This window comes from Candidatus Babeliales bacterium (genome assembly GCA_035944115.1).
Taxonomy (GTDB): Bacteria; Babelota; Babeliae; order Babelales; family Vermiphilaceae; genus DASZBJ01.
Genome location: DASZBJ010000012.1, coordinates 26,055 through 51,894 on the forward strand (window position 1 = coordinate 26,055; position 25,840 = coordinate 51,894).

The 25,840-nt window shown below is 37.4% G+C and carries 28 protein-coding genes; 20 read left to right on the top strand and 8 right to left on the bottom strand.

Features of this window, described 5'->3' with window-relative positions; all coding sequences use genetic code 11:
- Window positions 1-65 precede the first annotated feature (65 nt).
- From VGT41_00810 to VGT41_00835, 6 genes are read left to right on the top strand one after another with little or no spacing between them, the layout of a single operon-like run.
- Window positions 66-548, top strand: coding sequence for a histidine phosphatase family protein (locus tag VGT41_00810; protein HEV2600813.1), 483 nt, complete (start codon window positions 66-68; stop codon window positions 546-548).
- On the top strand, window positions 545-1,525 hold the full coding sequence (locus VGT41_00815; GenBank protein ID HEV2600814.1) for an ankyrin repeat domain-containing protein: 981 nt from the start codon (window positions 545-547) through the stop codon (window positions 1,523-1,525). Before VGT41_00810 ends, VGT41_00815 begins: the two co-directional genes overlap by 4 nt.
- A gap of 24 nt (window positions 1,526-1,549) precedes the next feature.
- Window positions 1,550-2,062 (top strand): MepB family protein, encoded by a 513-nt coding sequence (locus VGT41_00820; GenBank protein ID HEV2600815.1) that lies wholly within the window; start codon window positions 1,550-1,552, stop codon window positions 2,060-2,062.
- Window positions 2,063-2,091: 29 nt separating this feature from the next.
- Complete coding sequence (locus tag VGT41_00825) at window positions 2,092-2,703, top strand: hypothetical protein (protein ID HEV2600816.1); 612 nt, start codon at window positions 2,092-2,094, stop codon at window positions 2,701-2,703.
- Complete coding sequence (locus tag VGT41_00830; GenBank protein HEV2600817.1) at window positions 2,700-3,368, top strand: hypothetical protein; 669 nt, start codon at window positions 2,700-2,702, stop codon at window positions 3,366-3,368. Before VGT41_00825 ends, VGT41_00830 begins: the two co-directional genes overlap by 4 nt.
- A 13-nt stretch (window positions 3,369-3,381) precedes the next feature.
- On the top strand, window positions 3,382-3,819 hold the full coding sequence (locus VGT41_00835) for a hypothetical protein (protein ID HEV2600818.1): 438 nt from the start codon (window positions 3,382-3,384) through the stop codon (window positions 3,817-3,819).
- A 54-nt stretch (window positions 3,820-3,873) separates the two neighbouring features.
- Here VGT41_00835 and VGT41_00840 read toward each other — a convergent pair whose 3' ends face one another.
- Window positions 3,874-4,641 carry a CPBP family glutamic-type intramembrane protease gene (locus tag VGT41_00840; GenBank protein HEV2600819.1) on the bottom strand — a complete coding sequence of 256 codons (768 nt, stop codon included), beginning with the start codon at window positions 4,639-4,641 and terminating at the stop codon, window positions 3,874-3,876.
- 12 nt (window positions 4,642-4,653) lie between these two features.
- Window positions 4,654-5,535, bottom strand: a complete 882-nt coding sequence (locus VGT41_00845; GenBank protein ID HEV2600820.1) for a hypothetical protein — start codon at window positions 5,533-5,535, stop codon at window positions 4,654-4,656.
- 16 nt (window positions 5,536-5,551) lie between these two features.
- Between VGT41_00845 and VGT41_00850 the strand changes: the two genes are divergently transcribed.
- From VGT41_00850 to VGT41_00860, 3 genes are all read left to right on the top strand, one after another.
- Window positions 5,552-5,722, top strand: a complete 171-nt coding sequence (locus VGT41_00850) for a hypothetical protein (GenBank protein HEV2600821.1) — start codon at window positions 5,552-5,554, stop codon at window positions 5,720-5,722.
- A gap of 336 nt (window positions 5,723-6,058) precedes the next feature.
- Window positions 6,059-6,649: a hypothetical protein gene (locus tag VGT41_00855; GenBank protein HEV2600822.1), complete on the top strand. Its 591-nt coding sequence runs from the start codon at window positions 6,059-6,061 to the stop codon at window positions 6,647-6,649.
- Window positions 6,650-6,749: 100 nt separating this feature from the next.
- Entirely contained in the window at window positions 6,750-7,106 is a 357-nt protein-coding gene (locus VGT41_00860; protein HEV2600823.1) for a hypothetical protein, read from the top strand.
- Window positions 7,107-7,109: 3 nt separating this feature from the next.
- On the opposite strand, the gene VGT41_00865 is transcribed toward VGT41_00860, so the two are convergent.
- Complete coding sequence (locus VGT41_00865; protein ID HEV2600824.1) at window positions 7,110-7,982, bottom strand: hypothetical protein; 873 nt, start codon at window positions 7,980-7,982, stop codon at window positions 7,110-7,112.
- A 71-nt stretch (window positions 7,983-8,053) separates the two neighbouring features.
- Here VGT41_00865 and VGT41_00870 point away from each other — a divergent pair, with 71 nt between their 5' ends.
- From VGT41_00870 to VGT41_00905, 8 genes are all read left to right on the top strand, one after another.
- Window positions 8,054-8,464, top strand: a complete 411-nt coding sequence (locus VGT41_00870; protein ID HEV2600825.1) for a hypothetical protein — start codon at window positions 8,054-8,056, stop codon at window positions 8,462-8,464.
- 127 nt (window positions 8,465-8,591) lie between these two features.
- On the top strand, window positions 8,592-8,936 hold the full coding sequence (locus tag VGT41_00875; GenBank protein ID HEV2600826.1) for a type II toxin-antitoxin system RelE/ParE family toxin: 345 nt from the start codon (window positions 8,592-8,594) through the stop codon (window positions 8,934-8,936).
- Window positions 8,933-9,247, top strand: coding sequence for a hypothetical protein (locus VGT41_00880; GenBank protein ID HEV2600827.1), 315 nt, complete (start codon window positions 8,933-8,935; stop codon window positions 9,245-9,247). Before VGT41_00875 ends, VGT41_00880 begins: the two co-directional genes overlap by 4 nt.
- 73 nt (window positions 9,248-9,320) lie before the next feature.
- On the top strand, window positions 9,321-10,991 hold the full coding sequence (locus VGT41_00885; GenBank protein ID HEV2600828.1) for a hypothetical protein: 1,671 nt from the start codon (window positions 9,321-9,323) through the stop codon (window positions 10,989-10,991).
- A 63-nt stretch (window positions 10,992-11,054) separates the two neighbouring features.
- The gene (locus VGT41_00890; protein ID HEV2600829.1) at window positions 11,055-13,388 is read left to right on the top strand and encodes an ankyrin repeat domain-containing protein; all 2,334 of its coding nucleotides are present in this window, start codon (window positions 11,055-11,057) and stop codon (window positions 13,386-13,388) included.
- A gap of 16 nt (window positions 13,389-13,404) precedes the next feature.
- Entirely contained in the window at window positions 13,405-15,714 is a 2,310-nt protein-coding gene (locus tag VGT41_00895; protein ID HEV2600830.1) for a hypothetical protein, read from the top strand.
- 32 nt (window positions 15,715-15,746) lie between these two features.
- Window positions 15,747-17,792 carry a hypothetical protein gene (locus VGT41_00900; protein HEV2600831.1) on the top strand — a complete coding sequence of 682 codons (2,046 nt, stop codon included), beginning with the start codon at window positions 15,747-15,749 and terminating at the stop codon, window positions 17,790-17,792.
- A 21-nt stretch (window positions 17,793-17,813) separates the two neighbouring features.
- Entirely contained in the window at window positions 17,814-20,159 is a 2,346-nt protein-coding gene (locus tag VGT41_00905) for an ankyrin repeat domain-containing protein (protein HEV2600832.1), read from the top strand.
- 115 nt (window positions 20,160-20,274) lie between these two features.
- On the opposite strand, the gene VGT41_00910 is transcribed toward VGT41_00905, so the two are convergent.
- Window positions 20,275-21,150 carry a hypothetical protein gene (locus VGT41_00910; GenBank protein ID HEV2600833.1) on the bottom strand — a complete coding sequence of 292 codons (876 nt, stop codon included), beginning with the start codon at window positions 21,148-21,150 and terminating at the stop codon, window positions 20,275-20,277.
- A gap of 186 nt (window positions 21,151-21,336) precedes the next feature.
- On the opposite strand from VGT41_00910, the gene VGT41_00915 reads away from it, so the two are divergent.
- The 3 genes from VGT41_00915 to VGT41_00925 are packed head-to-tail and all read left to right on the top strand — an operon-like array spanning window position 21,337 to window position 22,960.
- On the top strand, window positions 21,337-21,720 hold the full coding sequence (locus tag VGT41_00915) for a VOC family protein (protein HEV2600834.1): 384 nt from the start codon (window positions 21,337-21,339) through the stop codon (window positions 21,718-21,720).
- 4 nt (window positions 21,721-21,724) lie between these two features.
- Entirely contained in the window at window positions 21,725-22,429 is a 705-nt protein-coding gene (gene ung / locus VGT41_00920; protein ID HEV2600835.1) for a uracil-DNA glycosylase, read from the top strand.
- A gap of 12 nt (window positions 22,430-22,441) precedes the next feature.
- Entirely contained in the window at window positions 22,442-22,960 is a 519-nt protein-coding gene (locus VGT41_00925; GenBank protein ID HEV2600836.1) for a GNAT family N-acetyltransferase, read from the top strand.
- A gap of 46 nt (window positions 22,961-23,006) precedes the next feature.
- On the opposite strand, the gene VGT41_00930 is transcribed toward VGT41_00925, so the two are convergent.
- From VGT41_00930 to VGT41_00945, 4 genes are all read right to left on the bottom strand, one after another.
- Entirely contained in the window at window positions 23,007-24,146 is a 1,140-nt protein-coding gene (locus tag VGT41_00930) for a hypothetical protein (protein ID HEV2600837.1), read from the bottom strand.
- Window positions 24,147-24,284: 138 nt separating this feature from the next.
- Window positions 24,285-24,941, bottom strand: coding sequence for a hemerythrin domain-containing protein (locus VGT41_00935; protein HEV2600838.1), 657 nt, complete (start codon window positions 24,939-24,941; stop codon window positions 24,285-24,287).
- Between the two features lie 7 nt (window positions 24,942-24,948).
- The gene (locus VGT41_00940) at window positions 24,949-25,368 is read right to left on the bottom strand and encodes an HI0074 family nucleotidyltransferase substrate-binding subunit (GenBank protein HEV2600839.1); all 420 of its coding nucleotides are present in this window, start codon (window positions 25,366-25,368) and stop codon (window positions 24,949-24,951) included.
- A complete protein-coding gene (locus VGT41_00945; GenBank protein ID HEV2600840.1) occupies window positions 25,359-25,664 on the bottom strand; it encodes a nucleotidyltransferase domain-containing protein in 306 nt (101 codons plus the stop codon). The genes VGT41_00940 and VGT41_00945 overlap by 10 nt, the downstream gene beginning before the upstream one ends.
- Window positions 25,665-25,840 lie beyond the last annotated feature (176 nt).

Genomic DNA, 25,840 nt, shown 5'->3' on the forward strand with positions numbered 1-25,840 from the left:
ATAGGTTTTATAGTGTTATCTGACCTATTTCGTTTACATAAAGCACAGATTTAAAAGAATCCACAATGATAGCCCTACAGTCATTTTATTTCCTCCGTCACGGTCAAACAGATCACAACCTACAACAAATTTATATGGGACACCAAGATATTGCCTTGAATCATCTTGGTAAGGAACAAGCATTAAACGCGCGGCAACTCGTTGAGCAATACAACATTGCAACAGTATGTTATAGCCCATTAGCCAGAACATATGAAACAATGTTACTTGCCACAGCAAATCTTTCTTGTGACAAAACGCCGCTGCACGCACTACAAGCAATCAACGGACAAACAGAAACAGAACAAGACTTTTGTCATCGAATACAAACCGGCATAAACCAAGCACTTGTCTATCCTGCACCTGTACTGATTGTTTCTCATGGAGATGTGTATAAACGGTTATGCCATTTATTAGGTCTTGCCTATCATGCAATCGAGAATGGAGAAATCGTATATTTTAAACTAAACAATAATAACTCCTGGGAAATCAAAAGAGATTTAATATGAACAATCTACATGGGATACTAATTATTATCGTTATAGTAGGCGTCGCCATTATAACAATAGAAAAATCACTCAACAAATTTATACAACTGAAAAATGCTAAAAATAACGACATTACCCCTTTGATTCTCGCAGTCTGGAATGAGAACTTAACAGCCGTACGATCCCTCATAAATGCTAATGCCGATGTTAATGCCCGCAATGCACAAGGCGAAACTGCATTAATAGTCGCCGCTTCAACAGGGAACACCAATATTATAGCATCACTAATCAAAGCTGGCGCCGATATCAATGCTCAAGATACAGGCGGATTTACCCCTTTGATGACTGCAGCTTCCAATGGATGCTTAACAGCGGTACATTCACTAATCGATGCCAATGCCACTATTGATGCGCGCAATGAAGACGGTCGAACCGCATTAATACTTGCCGCCTCAATAGGAAATCTCCCTATTATGTCATCGCTGATCAAGGCTCACGCCGATATTAATGCTCAAGATTCAACCGGATTTACCGCTCTAATAACCGCTGCTGAATGTGGACATCTAAATGTAGTAAGGCTTTTAATAGAAAAACAAGCTAATATACATGCTAGAGTTGATGATGGACAGACTATACTTATGTGTTGCGCCTCCATATCAGGAAATATAGATATTTTAAAACTTTTAATTAATTTAAATGTTAGCCTAGAAGATAAAAACTTAAACGGCCAAACTGCTTTAGCAATGGCGGTCAGATATAAAAAATTAGAAGCCGTAAAATTTCTTATAGAACAACATGCCAATATAGAAACCACAGATCAATGGGGCCAAACACCACTAATACACGCAGTCAAATCAAAAAATATAGATATCATAACGCTACTGATCAATTCTGGCGCCAATGTTCATGCTCAAGATGAGGATAGACGTACACCACTTATGATCGCATCTGATATTGGTATCGTAGAGATCATACAACTTTTAATCAATACACAATAAAGCCGCAAGCTCTGAAGAAATAGTATGCAACTACACACATCGATCCATCCTGATCTTCTGACCGCTGAAAGCCTTGCTTACAAAACAATCGGGCTATCATACAGTAACTACAAACAAGAAACTGAAAGCCAAGAATATGGTGCATGCGGTTTTGAACTCAACAACAAACATATAAAGTTTAGAGTTGCAAAAATCACTCCTACAAAAATTGGTCAATTTGTTACATTCTGGAAACGCATTAATAATGGCCCTATCATGCCATACGATATGAGCGACTCCTTCGATTTACTCATCATAAGCGTTCGCAATCAACAACATTTTGGACAGTTTATTTTTCCAAAAAATATACTTCGGCAAAAAGGACTTCTCTCTCAAAATAATAGTGGCGGCAAACGAGCTATGCGAGTCTATCCACCATGGGATATAACTGATAATCCACAAGCTAAAAAAACACAGGCATGGCAACTGCACTATTTTGTCGAAATACAACCAAACTTTGATATAATCCTAATGCAGCAGTTAGTATCTAACGAGTAGACCTTTTATTGCAGCCGAAAGGAATAAAAATGCATGTTAAGCACAGAAATATCTATGTAATGATACTGCTTTCTGTAATAACCGGTTTTTTATACACTATTTATTGGGTCTTCCAAACAAAAAAAGAGATAAACGATAGAGGTGGAAATATCCCTACCATCTTCTTGTATCTCATTCCGTATATCTCTTTTATCATTCAAATAACAATCTCTCATTTTTTTGAAAACACTTGGAAAATCATGGATCATTCTTGGGCTATACGCGCTGTGAGTTTGATATTTCCTATTTTATTTTGGTATATATATATAACCAATTTTGTAATGCATGTTTTAAAACAAAACTCACTATCTACTACATTAAAATGGTTTTTTTTAACGATCGTAACACCAATAACACTATCAATGTTTGTACCAATTTTGATGCTCGCTATGACATATTTTATTCTTCATAGGCAAGATGCTTTTTTAGAAGTGGCTCAATACTTACAACATCTCATCGTTGGTCCCGTTACTGAAACTAAAGTTATTATATTCTTACTATTTCAGTGGCTTGTTTTTTCAACATTTCTATTAATTTTCTGCATTCCCCAGTTTGCAATACAATATTATTTAAACAAAACAATACATAAAGGTCGTATATGAAAAATATGCAAATAATACTCGTTGTTAGTGCTATAGTAATCGCTATCGTCAGCTTTTGGTTTTATTGTAAACCAATTAAATCAACGGGCACCGTAATCATTTTAAATGGTCCATCAGCTGCTGGAAAAAGCTCTATTCAAAAAGAATTTCAACATCTTATGATGCCCAATTTGTGGTTAAAACTTGGTATCGACAATCTCTTTGATCAGCCAATGCCAGACATTACATTAGAAAATATCTCATTCTGGCAAACTGAAAACCCAATTCGCTGGGTAGACACAAGCAAAGATTCTGCAGATAATGCCATCATAACATTGTTTACTGGTGAACAAGGAGACAAAGTAGCATATGCAATGAACAGCGCAATCGCTGCATACGCACACAATGGATGCAACATTATCGTTGATTACATTGCGTATAAAAAAGAATGGATAGAAGATCTGCAATGCAAACTCAAAGATATAAAAACCTGCTGGGTAAAAGTTGCCATTCCGCTCGACCGGCTTGAAGAACGTGAAACTGCACGCGCAACATCTCCAAAAGGACATGCACGCAGCCACTATGACACTGTATATTGGAATTTGCCATATAACTTAGAAGTTAACTCGGATACAAATTCAGCCCATGCAATTGCACAACAAATTAAACATTTTCTAAATTTATAAAACAGGAGTTCACATGTCACGCTTATTATCTTTTTCCCTTGTTCTCATGATCAGCACATTTTCATCTTCCATCGAGTGTATTTCAGCACGACAACTTCTGCGGCGAAAAAAACCAAAAGTTATTGTTGTTCAACAAACACCTGAAAAACAAGATAAGCCTGAAGAGAAGAGAACAGATAAAAAACAATCAGATAAGACAATAAATTCTAAAGCCACAACCGTCAATGTTATTCTTGTTATCGGCGCTACAACGCTCTTGCATGCTGGCTTTTGGCATCTCGCACCACAATACATCATTCTAGCAGGAATCAATAAAGATACAGCAAAAGCAGCCCGAAACGTTATGTTTAAAATTGGAGCCCCAATTACAGCTCTGGGCGCAGGAATTACTTATTTACAAAGAAAAGATACCGATACAGGTAATGAAAAAAAACAACGTCGTCTCTCATAACGTTTTATCGTGTATAAAACATAGAAAAAGCGATAATATGACACAGCAAATAATTTATTTAATTAAGGCCAACACTAAAACAACTGCAAACCAGATACAATGAAACATCGTATGGGCAACCATTGCAGCGATTAAGCCGAACCGTTTGAAAATCCATCCAAAAAATATTCCTGGTATCATATTCGCTTTAATAATCAAAAGCATCTGAGAAACGGTTGGATCGTTCGTTGTGGCAAGATAATTCGGCAAATGGCCGCCACCAAAAACAAAGGCTGCAATAATTATTGCAGCCCACCATGCAGCTTGTCGATCAGATGCAAAAATTTTAAAACCTATCGCAACAAACAAACTCAAGATTGCCCAACGCAACATAATTTCTTCAACTATCCCACCGTAAAAAATACGGGTCATTAATATGGGTAGAGAAAAATCGTTAATCTGTGCAAGCACATTAGCATCAAGCCAAGGGAACAGAAAAAGATGTATCATCACAATAAAAAGAAGCGCTGCCGGAATGATATACTGCAGACTAGGAATAACCGATGTCACTATCCCTTGTTTTATTTGCTGCATATTATTATTTTCAATGCCATCTAAAATAGGATCATACCATCCAATTTTTTGAGTTGCCCAACTTCCTAAAAAAACAGATCCTAGAACAAGCAACGCTGTCTGCACCAAAGCTGCTATGATAAATTTTTCATATGAAAGGTTTTGATACTCAGCAAGCGCAATGATTCCCTCATATGCTTGCGTTAATTTAGGCAATAAAGAAATAATTCCTGGAATGGAAATCAACATCAAAAATAGTTTTTTATTCATACCAAATCCATGTTATAAATTTTGATGATTACTTTTACTTAAAATCAACTGTACGCACTCTTGCGATGAAAGATTGCCTGTATTAACAAACATGTCAAAAGCAAATCGCGATGCGATCTGAACTTCATGCATGTCATCAGGAAAAAAGGTTTTAAAATAGAGATCTCGTACTTCTGCAACTTGTTGTTCCACTTGTGCTTGCGATTTACCCATTTCAGGCAAACTATCATGTACAAACCGTAACGCGTACTCCACGTCCTGCTTAGTTACTGTCTCAACAACCACATCTTCTAGAGTTGCTGGTGCATACATAGCTTCAAACCCGCGCATATGCACAAGCATGTCACGCATTTCCTCTTTTTTTGCACCGGCGTTCCGCGCTACAATATGATGCGCAAGATGTAATGGATCACAGTACACGAGTACGACAAGCGATGTAAGCCCCTGCATTTGCTGCACAAAATAGTCATAATCTTTACGATCCACAATACCAAAAACTGTATCTAAAATAACGTATTGATGTGTACGTGCTAAGAATCTTGCCTGATCATATAACTGCTGCAATACCATCAACCACTGAACCTTAGGAGATAGCACATTAACATTTTCGATAATGATCTGCTCTATCTGTTCCTTGCTCATTTGCGGATTAATCAATGCAAGATCTTGCGCTTCTTTCTTAAATGCTGGCCATAAGATATCATCAATTGAAAGTGTAACCGAATCCTGTAACTGCTTTTGCAACAACTTACTAATTGATGTTTTTCCCGATGATCCCGTTCCATTTAGAACAATCACAGTCCCGGTTTTTGAACTTTTTTTGCAAAAAATAAAAATAGCGATACTGACTATTATTACTGAAGTAAGCAAAAATAATGTATATATATTTTTCATAAAAATATCTTTTAATGTGATTAAACTAATAATAAGAGCTTATCAGAAAATTAGTTGGTGGATTAATGTATTGCAAAATATTGCAATGATTGGGGATTATAGGAAGCTGTTGACTCCCGATCGTCTTCACGAGCGAATGCGTGGTGATCCAGAAAATTGTGCGCTCAGTTTGAGCGCTGCAAAATAGATCATTCTTAATTGTATTCATCTAAATATTTCTTTATTAATCTGGATCGCCACGCACGCCAATGGCGGCTCGCGACGACGATCGTGAGGTTCTTGTTCTGGTTGGCTTTTCCGTCTTCGTTTTACTTCGCCGTGGCCAATCACGACGAAGCGCGCGCGTAGGCGGGATGGCGAGAATCTTCAGAAAAGCTCTAATATGATATCTAATTCAATTAGTTTTCACAATGCCAATTACCCTATAAAAAGCGCATATCAACAGTTTCATTTTCATCAAAAACAAGTACGCTAAAAAAATATAAAAAAAAACAACGATCATTTTCAAAATTAAGCAAATACCATGAAACAATTATCACACGACGAGCTAATACAACTACAAGAAGCATTAGCATACTTGCATGTTGAAGAACTCAAAGTACAACTGGAGCAACTACAACTATCTCCGCGCGGATTTAACAAACATGAACTAATCTGCAGACTTATGCATTATGCTACCACTGGTCAAGAGCTACCACCTCTGCAAATTCCAACCGTTTCTAAGGCAGTACGCGGTATTGTATATCCCCTTACGCCTAACACACGCATGCTCTACGGCACTTATAAAAATGATTTAGCAACACGTAATTTTTTTAAACAGTTAATCGGTCCACACTTTAATTTCACCGCTCAAGGAATTGATTGGTTACGAGAACAATGGCTTGCTGGAAATCCACCAACGTACGCTGAATTTACACAAGAATGGCAAGCAGAATATGAGCGCAATAAAAAAGAAAAACGCCCGCCAAAACAGGAGTGGGCGTATATTCGTTTTGTGCAACGGTATATGGAGCAATGCCTAACCGCTTCTAAAAAAGAAGTTCTCAATGCATGGAATGAAAAACGACAAGAATATGTACAAGCAGTGCACACAATATTTAAGAAAATTAAGTAAAGCAAGTTCTATACACAAAAAACTTTACATATATATGTTGGCATGCTATAAAATCTGCGGTCATATTTATTATTCAATGTAAGCACTGGGAGCCTTCAACATGTTTGTTAGCCGATTATTACCAATTATGAGTGTATTTGTATTATGCAACTTTCAAATGCATGCAATGCTCAGTAGCAACTTAAAACAAGCTCCACGCGCCGCACGTCTTGCTACACAGATTGTACGTACACCAAATACCTCAAGCCGATTAGGCAACCCACGATTTTTTTCTGACCACTCCAAAGAAGATCGCCCATTTTTAAGCTTTGGACAAATAGTAGCTCTGGCAATTCCATTCAGTTGGTGTCTTGATGGATATCAAAAAGAACAACGAAGACAACAGCATCTCCGCTGGTGCTCAAGAAAGAAAAAAAGCATAGGTAACAGTAATTATCCTCCTGCTAGCGAACGATAAAGATCATTTTTTCTGCATTTTGTATTCTTCATACAAAGCACGCGCAAATTCATCAAACAACTGTATCATATCGATGGGCTCTTCAATTGCCTTGCCGGCGCCATCCACAGGAAACCGCGTTTGATCTAAAATGCGTTGGGCTACTTTTGTTTGACGAATAATGTGTGGATTTTCAGAAATTACTAAACAAGAGCCATCAACGCAAGCAGTCTGTGCAAAATATGCAAGCGTGCTATCAGTTGTTGGACGAGTTACTGTACCATCTTCATAGTGAATCATCGGTGCATCAACCAAAACAATTTCATCATCTTTAAAACCCCCATGCCGACTACAAAGATACAGCATCATCTCTGCTTCAGTAACAACATCGACAGGTAATCCTGTTTTCTCAAAATCTTCTAGTAAACGCTTGCCGCTCAGCAAAATAATTTTTTCAAAGGAAAGCCCTTTGCGTTTCAGCTCTGCCAAAAAATCAAAACATTGTTCGGCATTATTTTTTAATGTTCCCATCACCAAAATGTATGTATACATATTTTGCCGAGGTAGTACGGCATCGATCATACCCAAGGATCTAAACGCTTGCAGCAATGTTTCTTTATTTTGATGCATCAGATCATGCCAAGATCTTTTCTCCTGCCCATTCCACCGCTCACTGCTGCGTAAAAAATGTTTTTGAGCAAACTCGTTTGCATGCTCAATTGAGGTAACAGAAACTTGTAAACAACTAAATATGATTTTTACTGCAATGGTAAGCACACCATGCTTATCAACAAATGCTTCATAACCAAACATAATTTTTTCCTCAATAATCCCAGAACTCGACCAATTAATGCTATACCAATTAACATATTCTTCAAAATACCGATTGATAGACATAATTACGAAATTACTTATCCTATAGGGCGGTAATTCTTCTGCGCTCTTTCAATTCAGCATAAGGAGCTATAATGTTTTTACGCCTACTGATCATCGCTATCAGCGTCACTTCAATACTAAAAGGAGCATGTATGATTAATGATTTAGAACTATCCGATTACGTCACTCTTATTACCACTGTTCCAGAAACACACGCCGACCTTGTACGAACCGCAATAGGCAAAGCTGGTGGTGGCAAAATTGGAAACTACTCATTTTGCAGTTTTTCAACCAAAGGAATCGGTCGATTTATGCCCAACGAGCAAGCACATCAGTTCATTGGCACATCGCATGTGCTGGAAGCCGTTGCTGAAGAACGGATTGAAACCGTATGTGAAAAGCAGTATCTACAAGCCGTAATTGCTGCGATTAAAAGCGCACATCCGTATGAAACCACCATTATCGATATCTACCCCATCTATAAACTCGGCATTAAAAAATAAACCATTGCTTTCTCGGCCTGTTTTTACGAGCCTATTACCCGTCCTCCACACCCTTGACCTACTATATTATAATATAGTATCCTGATAGGAGTATGATGGTCGCTACTTAGAGAAAGGTCCCGTGCCTATGGCTATTGAGTGGAAGATAAAATATTGGCCGCCGAAGGATAAGAACGATATTGAGCGATGGTTTAAGAAATTAACCAATGAACAACAAAAATCCATCGTAAAAGTACTTACAATGCTCAGAATTGGCGGTAACGAAATTAAACTACCTCACAGCCGAAGTTTAGGAAAGAAGCTTTTTGAACTACGGGAAGGAAGATTTGGCTACCGCATCTATTATATGTTCTACGAGGAGTACATCATAGTATTACTGACCGCTGGGGACAAAACAACTCAGCAAAATGATATAAAAACAGCACGCACTCGATTGATTGAGGTTACAAAATATGGAAGGGAATTATTATGAAATTAAAAAACTTTAAAGACCTTGTTAATGAATGCCTTACCAAAAAAGAGATCGCCGAAGCTGAAAAGCAGGCACGATTAGAATTAAAAGCTTTACATAGATTGCAAACATGTATGAAAGAAGCAATCGACGATTACATGAAAAAAAATGATGTAGGCTTCAACGAACTGGTTAAAAAACTCAATTCCAACCCGCGACAAATAGCAAAAATACAAAGCGGCAAAGCCAACTTAACATTCACTAGTATAGCTCATATCGCTACCTTACTTGGGCAAGAACCCATCATAGTTTTTAAAAAAAGTAAAAAATAAACTATTGCTTTCTTTCTTTACTCTTTATTAGGTTGTGTTGTAAAGATCACCATAAATATTAAGGAAAGAAAGCATGCGTATAGTACGTTTTTTGTTGATGCTATTATTATGCTTCAATTCACATAACAGCTTTTCAGCTGCCGAACCGGCTCCTGTTGATATAGATCCAACAATACAACAATTGCTCATATTTTTAGACGACAGCGAACCATACTATTATAATACATCAGAGCCAAAATATGATCATCACCTACGCGCTGTAACAAAAACTGCCGCAAAAGCTATCAAGGATCTCGCCGGTTCCATTCTTATTTCTGGATCTCTCTTATACAACTTACTGCGCGAACCAAAAAAATATGACCGCGAGAAGCATATATTTAACAATTTTTACAAAGATTTTAACTCAAATGATTGGATAATAAGAAAAGTAAACAGTACTGAAGACCAAAAAACTCAACTCTATCTCATGATCCCTACGGGATACCTTGGTATACTACCGGATGACTTACGCCAATTAAATATAAAAAATCCAATTACCGAATTGGAATATGGTCTCGGTTTAAAAATTGAACATATGGACACGATTCCATCAAACACCAACCAAGAACTCCGTGATTATTTTACAGCACAATATAACAGTTATACAATGGCAAACTTTAGTGAATTGCAAAATGCAGCTGGTGGTGATTTTATAAAAAATTGTATAAATGAGAAAAAGCTATTTGTCTCGCAATCTGATTATCTTAAAAGAGGCCAAGACCCAGCGAAATGGATCATCTATTTAATGGGGCATGGTGGCTATAATACCCATATCGCCTATCTCTCTCTTAAGAATTTTGACCTGTTATTAAGGTTCCTCGAAAAAGATATTCTAACCATTTTTTTCGCCTATAATTCATGTTATGGTGCAGGATTTAATACACAGCAAGTCTTTGGTGAACTGATGGCAAAAGGAGGCGCTAGAACACTGCCGTTTCCGATTGTAACACAAGCGCTCACTGATGCGCCTGTGGTAGCTCCTGATACCATAAACTTTAATTCTTTTATAAACACCTTATTATATGATCCCAGCGATTACCGTAAAGCCATTGCATATATAATGCCAACCACATCATCAATTAAAAGTACTCCACAAATTAAATTGCCAAACGTACCCGCCTGGTTCCCTATTACTAAACTAGACAATGCACTGATACGCATCACAAAAATAAAAAGCGCAACACGGAAAAAATCTTTAACCGTAAATGAAAAGCCTGTTTTATTATATACCAACTATGTTCCATTTTTAATCAACTTTCCCTCAGACGCTCCAGAATTATTAATCTCAATGATCCCAGGAAACGCAGTACACATCATTGATAAAGTTGCGTTCGTAGATCGTCTCACCATACAAAATTTTTTTTCAAAAATGGATAATATAGAATATGGATCTTCCAAACTTTTTTTCATCAAAACTGTACAGATCGGTAATCTTTCCAATATCACTAATATGATTATTGATTACAAGCCAAACAAAAAACCTGTATTTTTTTTCACGGAAAACGGACAACAAAAAAACTCTTTTTGGGATGAGGAGTCAGCATTAAAAAATGATTATATGAAAGCCTACGAACAGGTATTACAAAATACTTCTCCAGAACCAATTGCAATCGGGGCAAAAAAAGTTGAAGAAGTGTTAGAAAAAAAATTGCGTCGAAAAAATATTCCACAAAAGAAAAATGTACCGCAAAAAGCAAAACTTTAATTTTTAAAATTAGTACACATAAAAAGCGTAGAATAAGGCCAAGATCTAAAGAGGAAAAGTAACATGCGCACGTTCCATTTCTTATTATTTGCAATACTACTATGTTTCAACACGCACATCACCTTTTCAGCTGCCGAATTCGAGCGAAAAGAAGCTGCTGCTTATATCGACCCAATCATCCGATCTTTACTGATTTTTTTAGATGATAGTGAGGCATACTCTTACAACGCTGATGAACATTTTCGCCATCTTGGCTCTCTAACAGGCACTGCATTACGTGCTATCAATAATCTGGTCAGCCCGATTCTAATTTCAGGATCTCTTTTATATAACCTACTGCGACAACCTCAGGAATACGAATCGGACGCACATAAACGTGCGTTTAATGACTTTTACAAAAACTTTGATCCGAGTAAATGGATAATACGAAAAATAAATGATGCCAAAAGCCAAAGTACAGGCTTATATTGCATGATCCCTAATGGCTACCAGGGCATATCACAGGACTCATTACAACAACTACATGCAGCGGATGAACTTACCGAATCAGAGTATAATCTCGGTCTGAAAATTGAACATATGGATCCCATTCCGCCCCAAAACAAGCAGGATCTTCGTGATTACTTTATAAAACAATGTGAGCGCGAGACGATTGCAGTTTTTTCTAACACAGACTATCAAGCTGACGACGCTCAAGCAACTGAAGACGATTATGCAACGGGCGATTATTTTATAAAAAACTGCATCAAAGAAAAAAAGGTATTCGTTTCACAATCCGATTATAGTAAAGCAAAAAGAGAGCCTGTACGATGGATTATATATTTAGATGGACATGGCAGATATGGCAGCCATATCGCACAGCTATCATTTCAGGGCTTTAATACATTATTAACATTCCTTGAGAAAGACATCCTCACCGTTTTTTTCGTTTATTTTTCTTGCTATAGCGCGGGTTTTAATGCTCAGCACATATTTGGTGAACTTATGGCACAAGAAGGCGCTAAAACCTTACCATTCCCGATCGCAACAAACATACTCACGGATGCTCCTGCAACCAGCGCAAATCTTAACTTCAGTGCATTCATAGAGACGTTACTGCATGATCCAAGTAATTATCGCCAAGCAATTGCTCATATAACGAGCTCTGCACTTGATAGTATGGCGCAAATCAGACTTCCTAATGTACCTGCATGGTTCCCCGTCACCAAAATTAATGACGCAGTAGTACGTATCACAAAAATAGATGCAGCAACACGCAAAACGCCACTAAATATAAGTGAAAAGCCTCTTTTGTTGTATACCAACTATGTACCATTTTTAATTAATTTTTCTTCAGTAAACCCAGAACTACTAATTCCAATGATTGCAGGGCCCGCAGTACACACAATTGACGCAGTAACATTCTCAACCGATAACGCCATGAAAAAATTTTTTAATAAAATGAAAAACATTGAATATGGAACTTCAAAATTGTTTTTTATAAAAACAGTCCACCGTGAAGGCCTTTCAGCTATCACCAATCTGATCATTGACTATAGACCGAGAAAGAAGCCATTATTCTTTTTCACTCAAGATGGTCAACAACAAGCGTATATATTTGATGATACGCTTTTTGGCAAAACGCAATCGTATGAACAAGGGGATTATATGAAAAACTACGAAGAACGTTTACTAAAAAATGATACTCCCGAACCAATCACCGCACATGTCAAAAATATTGAGCACATGTTAGAAAAAAAGGCACAACAAAATATCCGTGGGGGCGCAGAAAATCAATTATTCGATTTGGTGCGCAGCGGAGATATAGCAGAAGTTCAAAACTTGATACGTACGGGAATAGATCTTGATTTCCAAAATCAACAAAGGCAAACAGCGTTAATGATTGCTGCAGAAAAAGGATATAAAGAAATCGTAGAATTACTGTTAATTGCTGGTGCCAATACAGATCGGCGCAATCCTCGCAACCAAACAGCTGCAGATATTGCTCGCAAAACAGGCCATGCAGAGGTCGCTGTCTTGATTAAAAATGCCAACAACATAAAATTGCGACAGATTATTAAACTGCACCTTCTTCCTTATCTTGATAGATCGCAAATGAACACCGTGCGACTTATATTAGAACAAGCAGCAAAGAAAACTCCCAAGGCTTTGCAACTCATTAAAGATATCATTGCTCAGCTTCTTGATAACAATGAACAAGAAGCCGTTGAGCTCGTCGATGCAGCGTATAAAGGTGTTATGCGCTTTGGTGGCTTTTCAATACAAGAATTTGAACAAGCGAAATGGCAAGAAATTTTAACTGATCTCATGAATGATACCGATATTGCAGTGCTGCTCGAGCGATATACACCAACACTATCGCCGCAAAAAGCGTCCGAAGATGAGCGAAAAGAATAAAAAAAAGGAAAATAGCATGCGCACACCTCATTTTCTATTACTTGCAGTACTCTTATGCCTCACCTCTCGTAACAGTTTTTCTGCTGCGGAATTAGAGCGAAAAGAAGCTGCCGAAATCGATCCCTTAACACGTTCTTTACTTATGTTTTTAGATGATAGTGAAGCATACAGGCAGAATGAAGAAGACAAATCTCATCTGGGCCCTTTAGCTAACACTGCATTGCACGCCATCGATGACCAGGTCTGTCCAATCCTTATTTCAGGGTCTCTTCTTTATAATCTATTACGAGAACCAAAAGAATATGATAAACGTAAAAAAGAATTCGATCTTTTTTATAGAAACTTTGATCCACAAAAATGGATAATAAGAAAGGTTAGGACGACTGAAGACCAAGTAACAACCCGCTATTGCATGATTCCTATAGGTTACCAAGGCATATCAGAAAATAATCTTCAAGAACTGAAGACAGACGCTCCTCTGACCGAGCTAGAATACAATCTTGGCTTGAAAATTGAACACATGGATGTTATACCGATTATTCCAGTCGATGAGCAAGCCCCCCTTAACGATAAACAAAATCTTCGCAACTATTTTAGGGCACAGTATGATACATATAACAGTAAAAACTATCGCAATGCCTTAAAGAATAAATCAGGGCATGATTTTATAAAAAATTGTGTTGAAGAAAAATCAATATTCGTTGAGCACGCTGATTATAATAAAATCAAACGAGAGCCAATAAGATGGATTTTCTACTTAAATGGCCATGGCGGCTACGGTGCTACCATAGCACAACTTTCATTTAAAGAGTTTGATACGCTCCTGACATTTCTTGAAAAGAATATTGTAACAATTTTTTTTGCCTACTGCACGTGCTTTGCTGCAGGGTTTAACGCCACACAGCTGTTTGGTGAGATCACCAGTAAGACGGGCATGCGATCATTGCCATTTCCAATCGTAGTACAGGGACTCGTTGATTTATCCGTAAACAAAGTGCTTGGCGAAAGCTTTAAATTTGATTTTTTTATACAAACCTTAATCAGTAACCCAAGCAATTATCGTGAAGCAATGTCGTATGTAATGCCTTCATTATCAGTCAGCGACATTCCACAAATTAAACTCCCTCACGTGCCGGCATGGTTCCCGATCACCAAAGTTGATAATGCAGTAGCTCGTATCACGAAAATAGAAATCGCAACTCGAAAAAGCCCTTTAGTGGTAGGCGATAAACCTCTGCTGCTATATACCAATCACGTGCCGTTTCCCATTAATTTTTCTTCATCAAAACCAATAATTTCCATGATCCCTGGTAATGCAGTGCACATCATTGACACAGCGACTTTCTCGAACGCCCAAGCCTTAGACGACTTTTTTGACAACATGGATGATGTTGGAAAATATGGCCCATCAAAACTGTTTTTTATAAAAACTATACGATTCGCACAACCCGCAACAGGACATAACGACCATTCTGATGTAACGAATGTAATTATTGATTATAAGCCTATAGAAAAGCCTTTAAGATTTTTCACCCAGAGTGGTCAACAGCAGACCTATACATCTCATTGGACCGTTGAACCATATGAGGATGGCGATTATATGGCGATGTATGAAGCGGAGTTACTAAAAAACTATATCCCTGAACCAGCAATTGCCAGTGCAAGAACTATTGAACAAGCTCTAGAAAAAAAATTGTACCAACACCAAGCAGACGATCTATTTTTAGATATGGTGCGCACAGGAGATATAAAGAAGGTGCAAGATCTGATGAATACTGGAATTGCGATCAACAGTACAAGTCAACAGAATGCATTGATCATTGCAGCGCAAAATGGTGACAAACGCATGGTCGAATTATTGTTAATTGCAGGAATGCACAGCACAATTGCTGCGCACGTTGCACGCAAGGCCGATTATAGAGATATAGCGGTATTAATTGAAAATGCAGATAACATTAAACTGCGGCAGTTAATTAAACTACAATTGTATCCAAAGCTTAACTCATCAACGAGAGAGAACTTACGTGACATCTTAGAGGAAGCATCAAAAAAGAAGCCCGACGCTTTGCGCCTTATTAAAGATATTATTACGCAGCTTCTTTCTCATAATGCACGCAAAGCTGTTGTTCTCATCAAAAAAGCATACCAAGATGCCATGAGCTTCGATGAGGATTTTTCAATACAAGAATTTGAACAAGACAAGTGGCAAAAGATTTTGACTGGCCTCATGAATGATAAGGAAATTGCAACGCTCCTTGATCAATACACACCAACAATATCGCCAATAGAAAAATCGGAAGAAGAACGAAAAGAACAAAGCAAGTAGGAACACTATCTCGAAAAATTAAGAGAGGTAATATGCGCATATTATATATTTTGCTTGCTCTGCTGATAGGTTCGTCGGCACAAAACAGTTTTTCCGCTGCAGAACTTGAGCAAAAAGAAGCTGCTGCTGACATTGACCCAACAATACGATCTTTACTGATTTTTTTGGATGATAGTGAAGCGTATTATTATGATGCTTCAAACCCATCCTATGATCATCACTTTCGTGCTACAACACGGGATTCAAGAGATGCTATTGAAAGTGCTGCTGGGCCAATTCTTATTTCTGGATCTCTTTTATATAATTTATTGCGAAAACCAAAGGAGTATGACAACAATATAACTCCACTACATACTTTTTACGCCAACTTTAACCCAAATAATTGGATAATAAGAGAGATTAAAGCTCCCCAAAATCAAGCAACTACCTTGTATTGCATGATTCCCAGGGGATATCTTGGTATATCGCATACTGCTTTACAACAATTAGGTACAAACGATCCAATCACTGAACTAGAATATACTCTTGGTCTACAAATTGAACACATGAGCACAATCTCAGCAAATAACAAACAAGAACTTCGTAGCCATTTTATGACACAATATGATGGCTATACAGTTGCAAATTATCATTCTCTAGAAGATAGAACTGGTAATGACTTTATAAAAAGCTGCATACAAGAGAAAACGCTATTTGTTTCGCAATCTGATTATATTAAAATCAATCGAGAACCAACAAAATGGATCATCTATCTAGGTGGTCACGGAATGTATGGAAGCATTATTGCACAGCTTTCATTTAAAGAGTTTGATACATTCTTAAGATTTCTCGAAAAAACTATCATAACAATTTTTTTCGTTTATTCCTCTTGCTATGCAGCAGGATTTAATGCAAAGCAAGTATTTGGTGAGCTGATGGCAAAGGGAGGAGCTCGAACATTGCCATTTCCTATCGTGACACAAGCATTAACTGATGCAGAAACGTTTCCAAGCAAAGTATATTTTAAAGCATTTATAGAATATCTATTAAAGAATCCCAGTAATTACGAAAAAGCAATTCTATCTCTAATACCCCTCCAATCAGAAATTTTCACTATCCCCCAAATTCGATTCCCCCATGTTCCTGCATGGTTTCCCGTTACTGAATATCATGATGAAATCGTTCGCATCACAAAAATAAAAGCTGCTGCACAGAAAAATTCTCTAGAGATAATGCATCATCATAAGGCTATTTTATTATATACTAACCACGTTCCATTCTTAATTGACTTTTCTTCACAAAAACCATTAATTTCAATGATTCCGGGAAGTGCATTACATGTAATTGACGCTACAAAGTTCGACAGGAAATCCAGTCTAGATTCCTTTTTTATATATATGAGTGCTATTCAATATGGATCCTCCAAAATATTTTTCATAAAAAATATAGCTCTCAGCGCAGATAATACAAATCTAACCAATGTAGTTATTCATTATAATCCAAACACAAAACCTTTATTTTTTTTCACCGAAAATACACAATACAAAACATATCTCAATGGAAAATTTACAAATTCTCCCACTGGCGACTATATGAAAACGTATAAACCATTGTTGGCTTATTCTCCAGAGCAGGTGACCATAACAATAAAAAAAATTGAACAAGCGTTACCTTCACTTCAAAAAGTCGCTACTCCCATCAAACTACGACTGCTCATTGAACTAGAACTATACCCACTTCTTGACTTTGCAGATAGGAGAAACCTGCGCTATATATTAGAACAAATTGCAAAACAATCTCCTGAGGCGCTAGAAATATTTAAGAATATTATCTCTCGCCTTATTAACAACTATGCACAACAAGCAGCCAAACTGACCCGTAAAGCATATGGAGGCAGCAGTTATTGGGGAAATGATTTTTCCATACAAGAATTTGGACAACAAAAATGGCAAAAAATTTTGACCGACCTAATACATGATAAAGACATTGCAACACTGCTTGACCACTATACACCTGAACTATCCCCACCAAAAAAACCTGTTAACGAAAAAAATGAAAAAACATATGAGCCCGAAGTCCCCGCTGGACTCATGCTATAAACAAAATAATTTGGAGAAAAAATGAATCGCACAGTACATATCTTATGCGCAATGCTCCTATCTCTGAGTACCCACACCAACCATTCCGCTGCAGAACTTGAGCAAAAAGAAGCTGCTGCTGAGATCGACCCCCTAACTCGCTCTTTACTGATTTTTTTGGATGATAGTGAACCCTATTATTATGATGCGTCAAATTCACAATATGACCATCATCTCCGCGCTGTAACACATAAATCGATGCAGGCAATCAACGATGCAGCAAGCCCCATTCTTATCTCCGGATCACTGCTCTATAACTTATTCCGAAAACCCAAAGAATATGACAGGGATAAAGAACGCTTTGCACAGTTCTATACAACATTCAACGTTGCACATTGGATCATCAAAAAAATCGCCGCTCCATCTAATCAAATCACCAATCTTTATTGCATGATCCCCGCTGGGTACTTCGGGATATCAGAAAAAAGCATTCAACAATTAACCGCTCGAAATCCTATCACCGATTTAGAATATGATTTAGGCTTAAAATGTGATCATATGGAAAACATTCCTGCACTCAGCAACCAAGAGCTACGCGATTTTTTTACCACGCAATACTATACCTATACCAATGATAACTATAAAGATTTAAGCAGAAAAACAGGCGCTGGATTTATACAAAATTGCGTTACAGATAAAGCATTATTTGTTTCTCAAGCAGATTACATCAAAGCCCACAAAGAGCCAACAAAATGGATTGTCTATTTAAATGGTCATGGCGGATACGGTGAAACCATAGCACAACTTTCATTTAAAGAATTTGATACATTACTGAAATTTTTAGAAAAAGAAATTCTCACCATTTTCTTCGTCTACATTTCATGTTATGCAGCTGGATTTAACGCAAAGCAGGTGTTTGGTGAGCTCATGGCAGAGGGGGGAGCTCAAACGCATACTTTTCCAATCGTAACGCAAGCACTCACCGATTCAGCGGTAACTACTCCTTTTGGCGCTTCACATTTCAATGGATTTATACAAACTTTATTGCGTGAACCGAGTAATTATCAAAAGGCGATTGCATACATAATACCAACGCCAACGAGCATGAAACGATTAACCAGTATCCCACAAATCAGATTGCCTCATGTACCGGCATGGTTTCCTATTACAACAATTAATAACGCAGTAGTATCTATCACGAAAATAGAAAGCGTAACCCGCAAAAATAGTTTAACCGTCGGTACAAAACCTCTCTTGCTATATACAGATCATGTGCCATTTTTGGTTAATTTTTCCTCGTATCAACCACTGCCAGTCATTTCTATGAGTCCCGGCATTGGAATACACATCATCGATAGGGCAATATTTCAAGATTATACAGCCCTCAAGCAATTTTTTTTCAATATGCAACAAATCACCTATGGTCCTTCTAAAGCATTTTTGATAAAAACCATAACATTGGTCAATTCTGATAAGAAGCTCTCTGATATCATCATTGATTACAACATCTATAACAAACCTCCATTAATTTTCTTTACCGATGAAGGAAAGCAAAAAACTTATGAAAATGGCACTGATAAAGATCATACAAAAGACAATTATCTTGAATCGTATCAACTTATAATAAATGACTATATTCCGTTACAACAAAAAGACACCACGCAAAAAGTAGAGCAGTCCCTGGTCAAAAAGTTACGTAAGCAATATGCAACGCCGGAAAAATTACTCCATTTTTTAGAGCTAGTAAGCACAGGCAATATAGACGAAGTACGACGCATACTACCGCTGATAGTCGCTGTCGATTTTGCCCCCAACCAACAGACCGCTCTGATGATTGCCGCAGAAAAAGGATATAAAGAAATAGTAGAACTATTATTGCTTGCCGGCGCTAGTGGCGATAAACGTAACATACAAGGCCTTAGTTCTGCAGACATTGCACGCGACGCACACCATGAAGATATAGCACTGCTCATTGAAAATAGAGATAACATCAAGCTACGTCAACTGCTTAAACTAAGACTGTTTCCTCATCTTGATTTTTCAGGCAGAAGAAACTTACGCTACATTTTCGAGCAGATCGAAAAAAAATCTTCTCCCGCGTTAGAACTCCTGAAAGACATTATTGCCCAGCTGATTGATAACCAGATAGAACGAGCGGCATATATGACCAAAAACGCATTTGGTGGAAGCAGATATTGGGGAAAGGACTTTTCAGAGCAAGAGTTTGAGCAAAAACAATGGCAAGAATTATTAACACATCTCGTTAAGGATTCCGACATTGCTGCTTTGTTAGAAAAATATACACGATCGATAGCGCTGAGAGATAGACCTGTAAAGAAAAAACAAAAAATATATGAGCCGAAAGTCCCGGCTGGGCTTATGCTATAACCTGAATGAAACATCTTGTGTAACATTAACCCCTGTAAAAACATAGAGGGCCGATCGTTGCAGTATATGCAATGAATCGGCCCTTTTATATGCTGTAAAATCAAATCAAAAAATACTATTTGCGGCTCGCCTTAAACTCTTCATAAATAGCTCGTGCTAATTCATCAAACAAACGAATCATATTTGTTGTATTACTGTCCAATGCCTCGCCAGCACCATCAGTTGGAAAACGGTTTTGATCCAAAATACGTTGCGCTGCTTTAATGTGACGCAAAATGTAGGGACTATTTGAAGCAACTAAGCAAGAGCCATCAGCAGGCGCTATTTGTGCAAAATATGCCAAGGTACCATCTACGCTTGGGCGAACCATTGTTCCATCTTCACGTTGCACCATTGGCGCATTAACCAACAAATGTGTAATATCTTTAAATGCTGGATGCTGTGCGCACACATACTGCATCATTTCTGCTTCTGTAGTAATATCAGTTGGCAGCCCTTCTTTTTCAAATTCTTGTAATGGTCGCTCTCCGCCCAACAACACAATTGTTTCAAAAGAAATGCCTTTTTTTCTCAACTCTGCCAAATAATCGAGACGCATGATAATTCTCGCTTTCGTAGCGCCTACTAATAAAACATATTTATACATAGTTTTACTTGGATGCAGTTCATCAACCATGCCTAAAGCTCTAAAATTCTCCAAAAGAGCGCCTTTATTACTTTCTACTACACCATGCCATGCTTTTTCTGGCTGCAAATCCCACCAGTCACCAGTAATTAAAAAGTTCTTTTGAGCAAACTCATTCGCCTCTTCAATAGAAGCAATCGAAACTCCCAATTGCCCAAAAATCTCTTTCACATTCTTAACAGGCACTCCATTTTTATCAAATAATGAATGCGTTGCAGTGGTCTTTGTTAATGATGGAAACCCAACAAATAAACATAGAATAGCTACTAATACAACAGGTAAGCCATAAGGCAATAGTTTTTTCATAAGTAACACCTCATAAATTAGGATTAAATTAGAGTATAAATTTTAGCAGAGATATACGGTTTTTTTAAGCTATAATTTCATTATATCCCTTTTTAATCTGCTGTTACTTATGGTAACATACCCTATATCAGCTCAATTTTGAGCCCCCGATTTAAACTTAATAACGATTACCCTAAAAGGAAAAATATGTTGAAAGCAATTTCTCACGTAACTATGCTCGTTAACGATCAAGACGCAACGGTTAATTTTTATAAAAAACTCGGATTTATCATCCATACTGATGCAAACTTTGGCGATATGCGTTGGTTAACGCTTTGCTTGGAAGAAAGAAGAGACTTTGAATTAGTAATCTTACAAGCAACAAGCGATGCTGAAAAAGCGTTGGTTGGTAAACAAGCGGGAAATCATCCTTTTATCACTCTTGAAAGCACCGACTGTTTTAAAGATTATGAAACATTACAAGCGCAAGAGATTGCAATTGTAGATAAGCCTGAAAAACAACCGTGGGGTACCGCAATGAGTATTAAAGATAACTCAGGCAATATCGTGTACATCTGTCAGCATGCATAAAAATATGACACCTCGACAACAACAATTTTTCGCCGCAATTCCGACGTCATGGAAAAAGCCATTAGAGTACGTTTGTGAACGTCCTGAAATTGAAGACCTGGTGCGGTTTCTACAAGAGCGAGAAGCCGCTGGTGCAACGATATACCCACAAAAGCAGAATGTCTTTGCTGCATTACGAGCAACACCATTTGATACAGTAAGTGTGGTTATTGTAGGACAAGATCCATATCATGGACCCGGGCAAGCGCACGGGCTCAGCTTTAGTGTCCCACCGGGCATTGCGCAACCACCATCGCTCCGTAATATCTTTAAAGAGCTGCATACTGATATTGGCATGCCTATGCCGCGTAGCGGCACGTTAACAAACTGGGCAGATCAAGGTGTTTTATTACTTAACGCAATTTTAAGCGTAGAAGAAAATACTCCTGCAAGTCATGCAGGCAAAGGATGGGAATTTTTTACTGATGCAGTTATCACCGCACTTATTCAACGTGAACATCAAACGGTCTTCCTGCTGTGGGGTGCTTATGCACAAAAAAAGGTTGCTCATTTACAGCTACATATTGATCTCACGCGTCATTTGATTTTAAAAGCAGCACATCCTTCACCATTTTCTGTAACGGGCTTTTTAGGTTGCCGTCATTTTTCGCAAGCAAATAATTTTCTTAAGCAACATAATTTACCTGAAATTGATTGGACGATTAAATAAATAGAGGTGACCATGCAAAGGATTATTCTATTGTTACCAATTTTTTTTATAAGTTTTTTATCACACAATGTTGCATCGAGTGCCGAGCAAAATCAGCGTTTTGATGTTAAAACAATTAACAGAAACTTTCTTACCACTACCAAAAAAATAACCTACTATGATGGCGATCAGCAAATCGGATTTTTGTTTTATGAACACCTTCCTTTATCCTTATTTGTTTTGCACACCGGTTTTATTGAACACCAACATCGCAATCAAAGACACGGAACTGCATTACTTCAGTTTACTTGTAATGAGCTAAAACGCGCTGGTGCAAGAAAAATTATTATACAACCGGGACCATTTGAACAAAGAGACAACAAGCTCATTAACATCCCAGCTCATGAACGATCTGAAAAATTACAACGACTGGTTCAGGGATATCAGAGGGCTGGATTCTCACCTGCACCACGATACGTCTGCTGCTTAGCAAGATACTTGTATAAGATAATAGGAATCGATGAAGATGCAGATTATTTGATGATGCTTTAAAACTATCTCAGGCCATGGTTACAATAAACTCTCGCCGCTTTCATGGTTATTCATAATCTTTTTTTAGGATATTCAATTGCTTTTTAAACTCTTGCAAGAATCCTGATAAGAGTCTGGATTTTTTAGGACACGAATTAATTATTTGTTCTATTGTGGTAGCAGAAAAATCATTAGGATTTCTATATCTCGTTGCTATGGTTAAGTGCAATGAATCCTCATCTTTAACGGCAAGCGTGTAATCAACTTCCTCCTTAGCTTTATTGACCAATATATTCAATGCCTTTTTAACTTTCGGCGCTTGTAATTTAGCAACAACTACTTCCTCAAAAGGAGAATAATCTTCTGAATATATAGAATCAAGTTGGGTAAATTCAATTGCGTGATTCTCTTTACTCAATTCGCTATTAGCTTCATCTATCCATGAATTCATAAAAGAGCTGAACCTCGTTTGCCCTGCTGCCCCATATTTTTCGCTAAACTTATCTTTGACCGCTGCTACTACATTGGAATTAATTAAGGTTATATGAGGATGCTCTTTATTAGGTTCTAAGCCACGATAGCCTTGCTTTTTTAATAACGTTGCAAAATCACTTGCCCATAATTCCGTGAAAATACTATGTTCGCCTTTTTGCCCAATGTGCAAATAACATTTACCTTCATATAAAGAAAATTGTGCGGAGTGCTTCTTCAGCGCTGTATTTAGTAAAGCTATTGGTTTAGTAATATGGACCCTCCGCCAAGGCAAATATTTTCCTTGATGCGGATACATCATCATATTTTTTGCCTGCTCTCTTACGTTCACCACCATAAATGGATTTGTTTTATTCCTGCCTTTTTCAACTGCTGTATCTATATTTTCATCTATCACATTACTAAATTCAGCATTTATCTTATGCTTCTTTAGGGCAACAAGAGCTCCAATAATTTGACCCCAGCCATTGATAAAAAACTGTTCTGCTCCTTTACTATCTCCTAATTGCTCTAAAGACTTTTTAATGCCCAAATCATTTTTTCGTAACGCTTCTTGAAATGAGTATTCTGGAGTATAAGCATGAGGTCCGATATAGCAACTTGCATGTGCCAAATCGGTTTCAACCTCTTTAGTTTTAGGGTCTGTTTCGATGCTGTAAACGACAGATGAAAATTGCATAATCAACGAAAAAAATATCACTTTTTTGATATTCATAATAATTCCAAAAGAATGCACTGTAATTTCAGTCCGCGATAAAATGTCGCGGACTCACTTCCCAAGATGTTTGTTAACACAATCAATTTCAGTCCGTGACAAAATGTCACGATTTCACTGTTTCCCTAATTAATGGCATTAAATATTTAATTTCTTAATAAAGTACAGCTGTTGCTCAGGGGTCATGATTGTTTTAATGCCATTCCATGCCTCTGTGAACTTTACCGGCACTGCGTCCTTTATATCTATAAGAAAAGCTTCCCAATCGCTTGGATTCATTTGGGGAAATAGTTCTTGCATCATCTGAATAAGATCTTGTGCCGTCATTATATTATACGTTGCTGCTTCAACTTTTTTTAATTCTTCGTCAGAATAGAGCCGCTGTAGTTCTGGTAAGATAATCGTCTCTTCTTCGTGTAAATGTAGCAAATTGTCGCCGCTGAACTTTCTGAACCATAAATAAAATTGATAGCCAGCTTCTATCTTGTCTTCTTGCGTGCCCGCTTGATCAATTGTTGTAAGTAATGTTCGCAGAGATATTATTTGTTCGTCTAGATGTTCATGATCTTGCTCAATATGCTTATACACATCTGAATTTTTTTGTTTAAGGAGTACATGCAAAGAGGTGTCTTCATAGTGGGCATGTGCTTCAAGTAGCTCAATTAGCTCTTCAAAGGCCTGCTTAACTGTATTAAGTTCTTCGTCACTTCTGAAATCTGTTCTGGCTACCAATCTTTCTAATTCATCAAATCTGAAACTAACGTATTTATGCTCTCTATAAAATTTATAACGCATAATTTTCCTAATTTATCTTAATTCTATCGATTATTGATTTCATAACAGTGGAATAAGCAGGAATATGGTTTTGAATCTTTATAGCAAGCTCTTCATTGTATGAGTGCGAGGTGAGGTTACGATCTGCAAGAGCTTTGGTTAGTATCGTATGTTCTTCAGGAGTAATTATACCATTGAGAGCTTTTTTTAAAATTTCTCTTGGCGTTGTTGATTCCATTGAGACTTTTTGTATTTCTTCTAAATATAATTTTATGAATTTCCAAAAAGTATCTATACAATATTCAAATCGTTGAATCAAGCCATCGCGCATCATGAAGTATTCTTCTTGATGTTCTTTCTGTTGATGTTCTTTAAAAGTATGAAGGCCATTATGTAATGATAACAATGCTTTTTGTAATGCTTTATAACGAAGCGTTATTATTTCCATACCACTTTCTCCCGTAAAATTTCATTGCGCATAATATCGGTCATCCAGTGCAAATCAACAACATCAATCGTATACATTATATTGCTTTCTCTCAGCATACTTTTAATTTCATCTACATCTTCTGCTGGTAATCTTTTGCCACCATCAAGAGCAATATCAATATCCGCTGTTGGGCTATTTGTTCCTCGAGCACGTGATCCGAACAGATATATTTTCACATCAGGCATCAGCGCTGATATTACCGCGATAATTTTATGTTTTGTTTTTACATCGATTATTTGCATTGGATGTTGCATAGCACACCTTATTGTCAATGGAGTTTTGTGATAGGTATCATTGTAAAGAATTTAGTGAAGATGGCAATGAAGGTGCTAGCAGGCGGCTACGTACTTAATAAAATCGTGCTCTACGCGCACAGTCTTGACAGCATGTAAGTTGAATAACTACGCTATGTCCATGTTTGAAAAAGTAC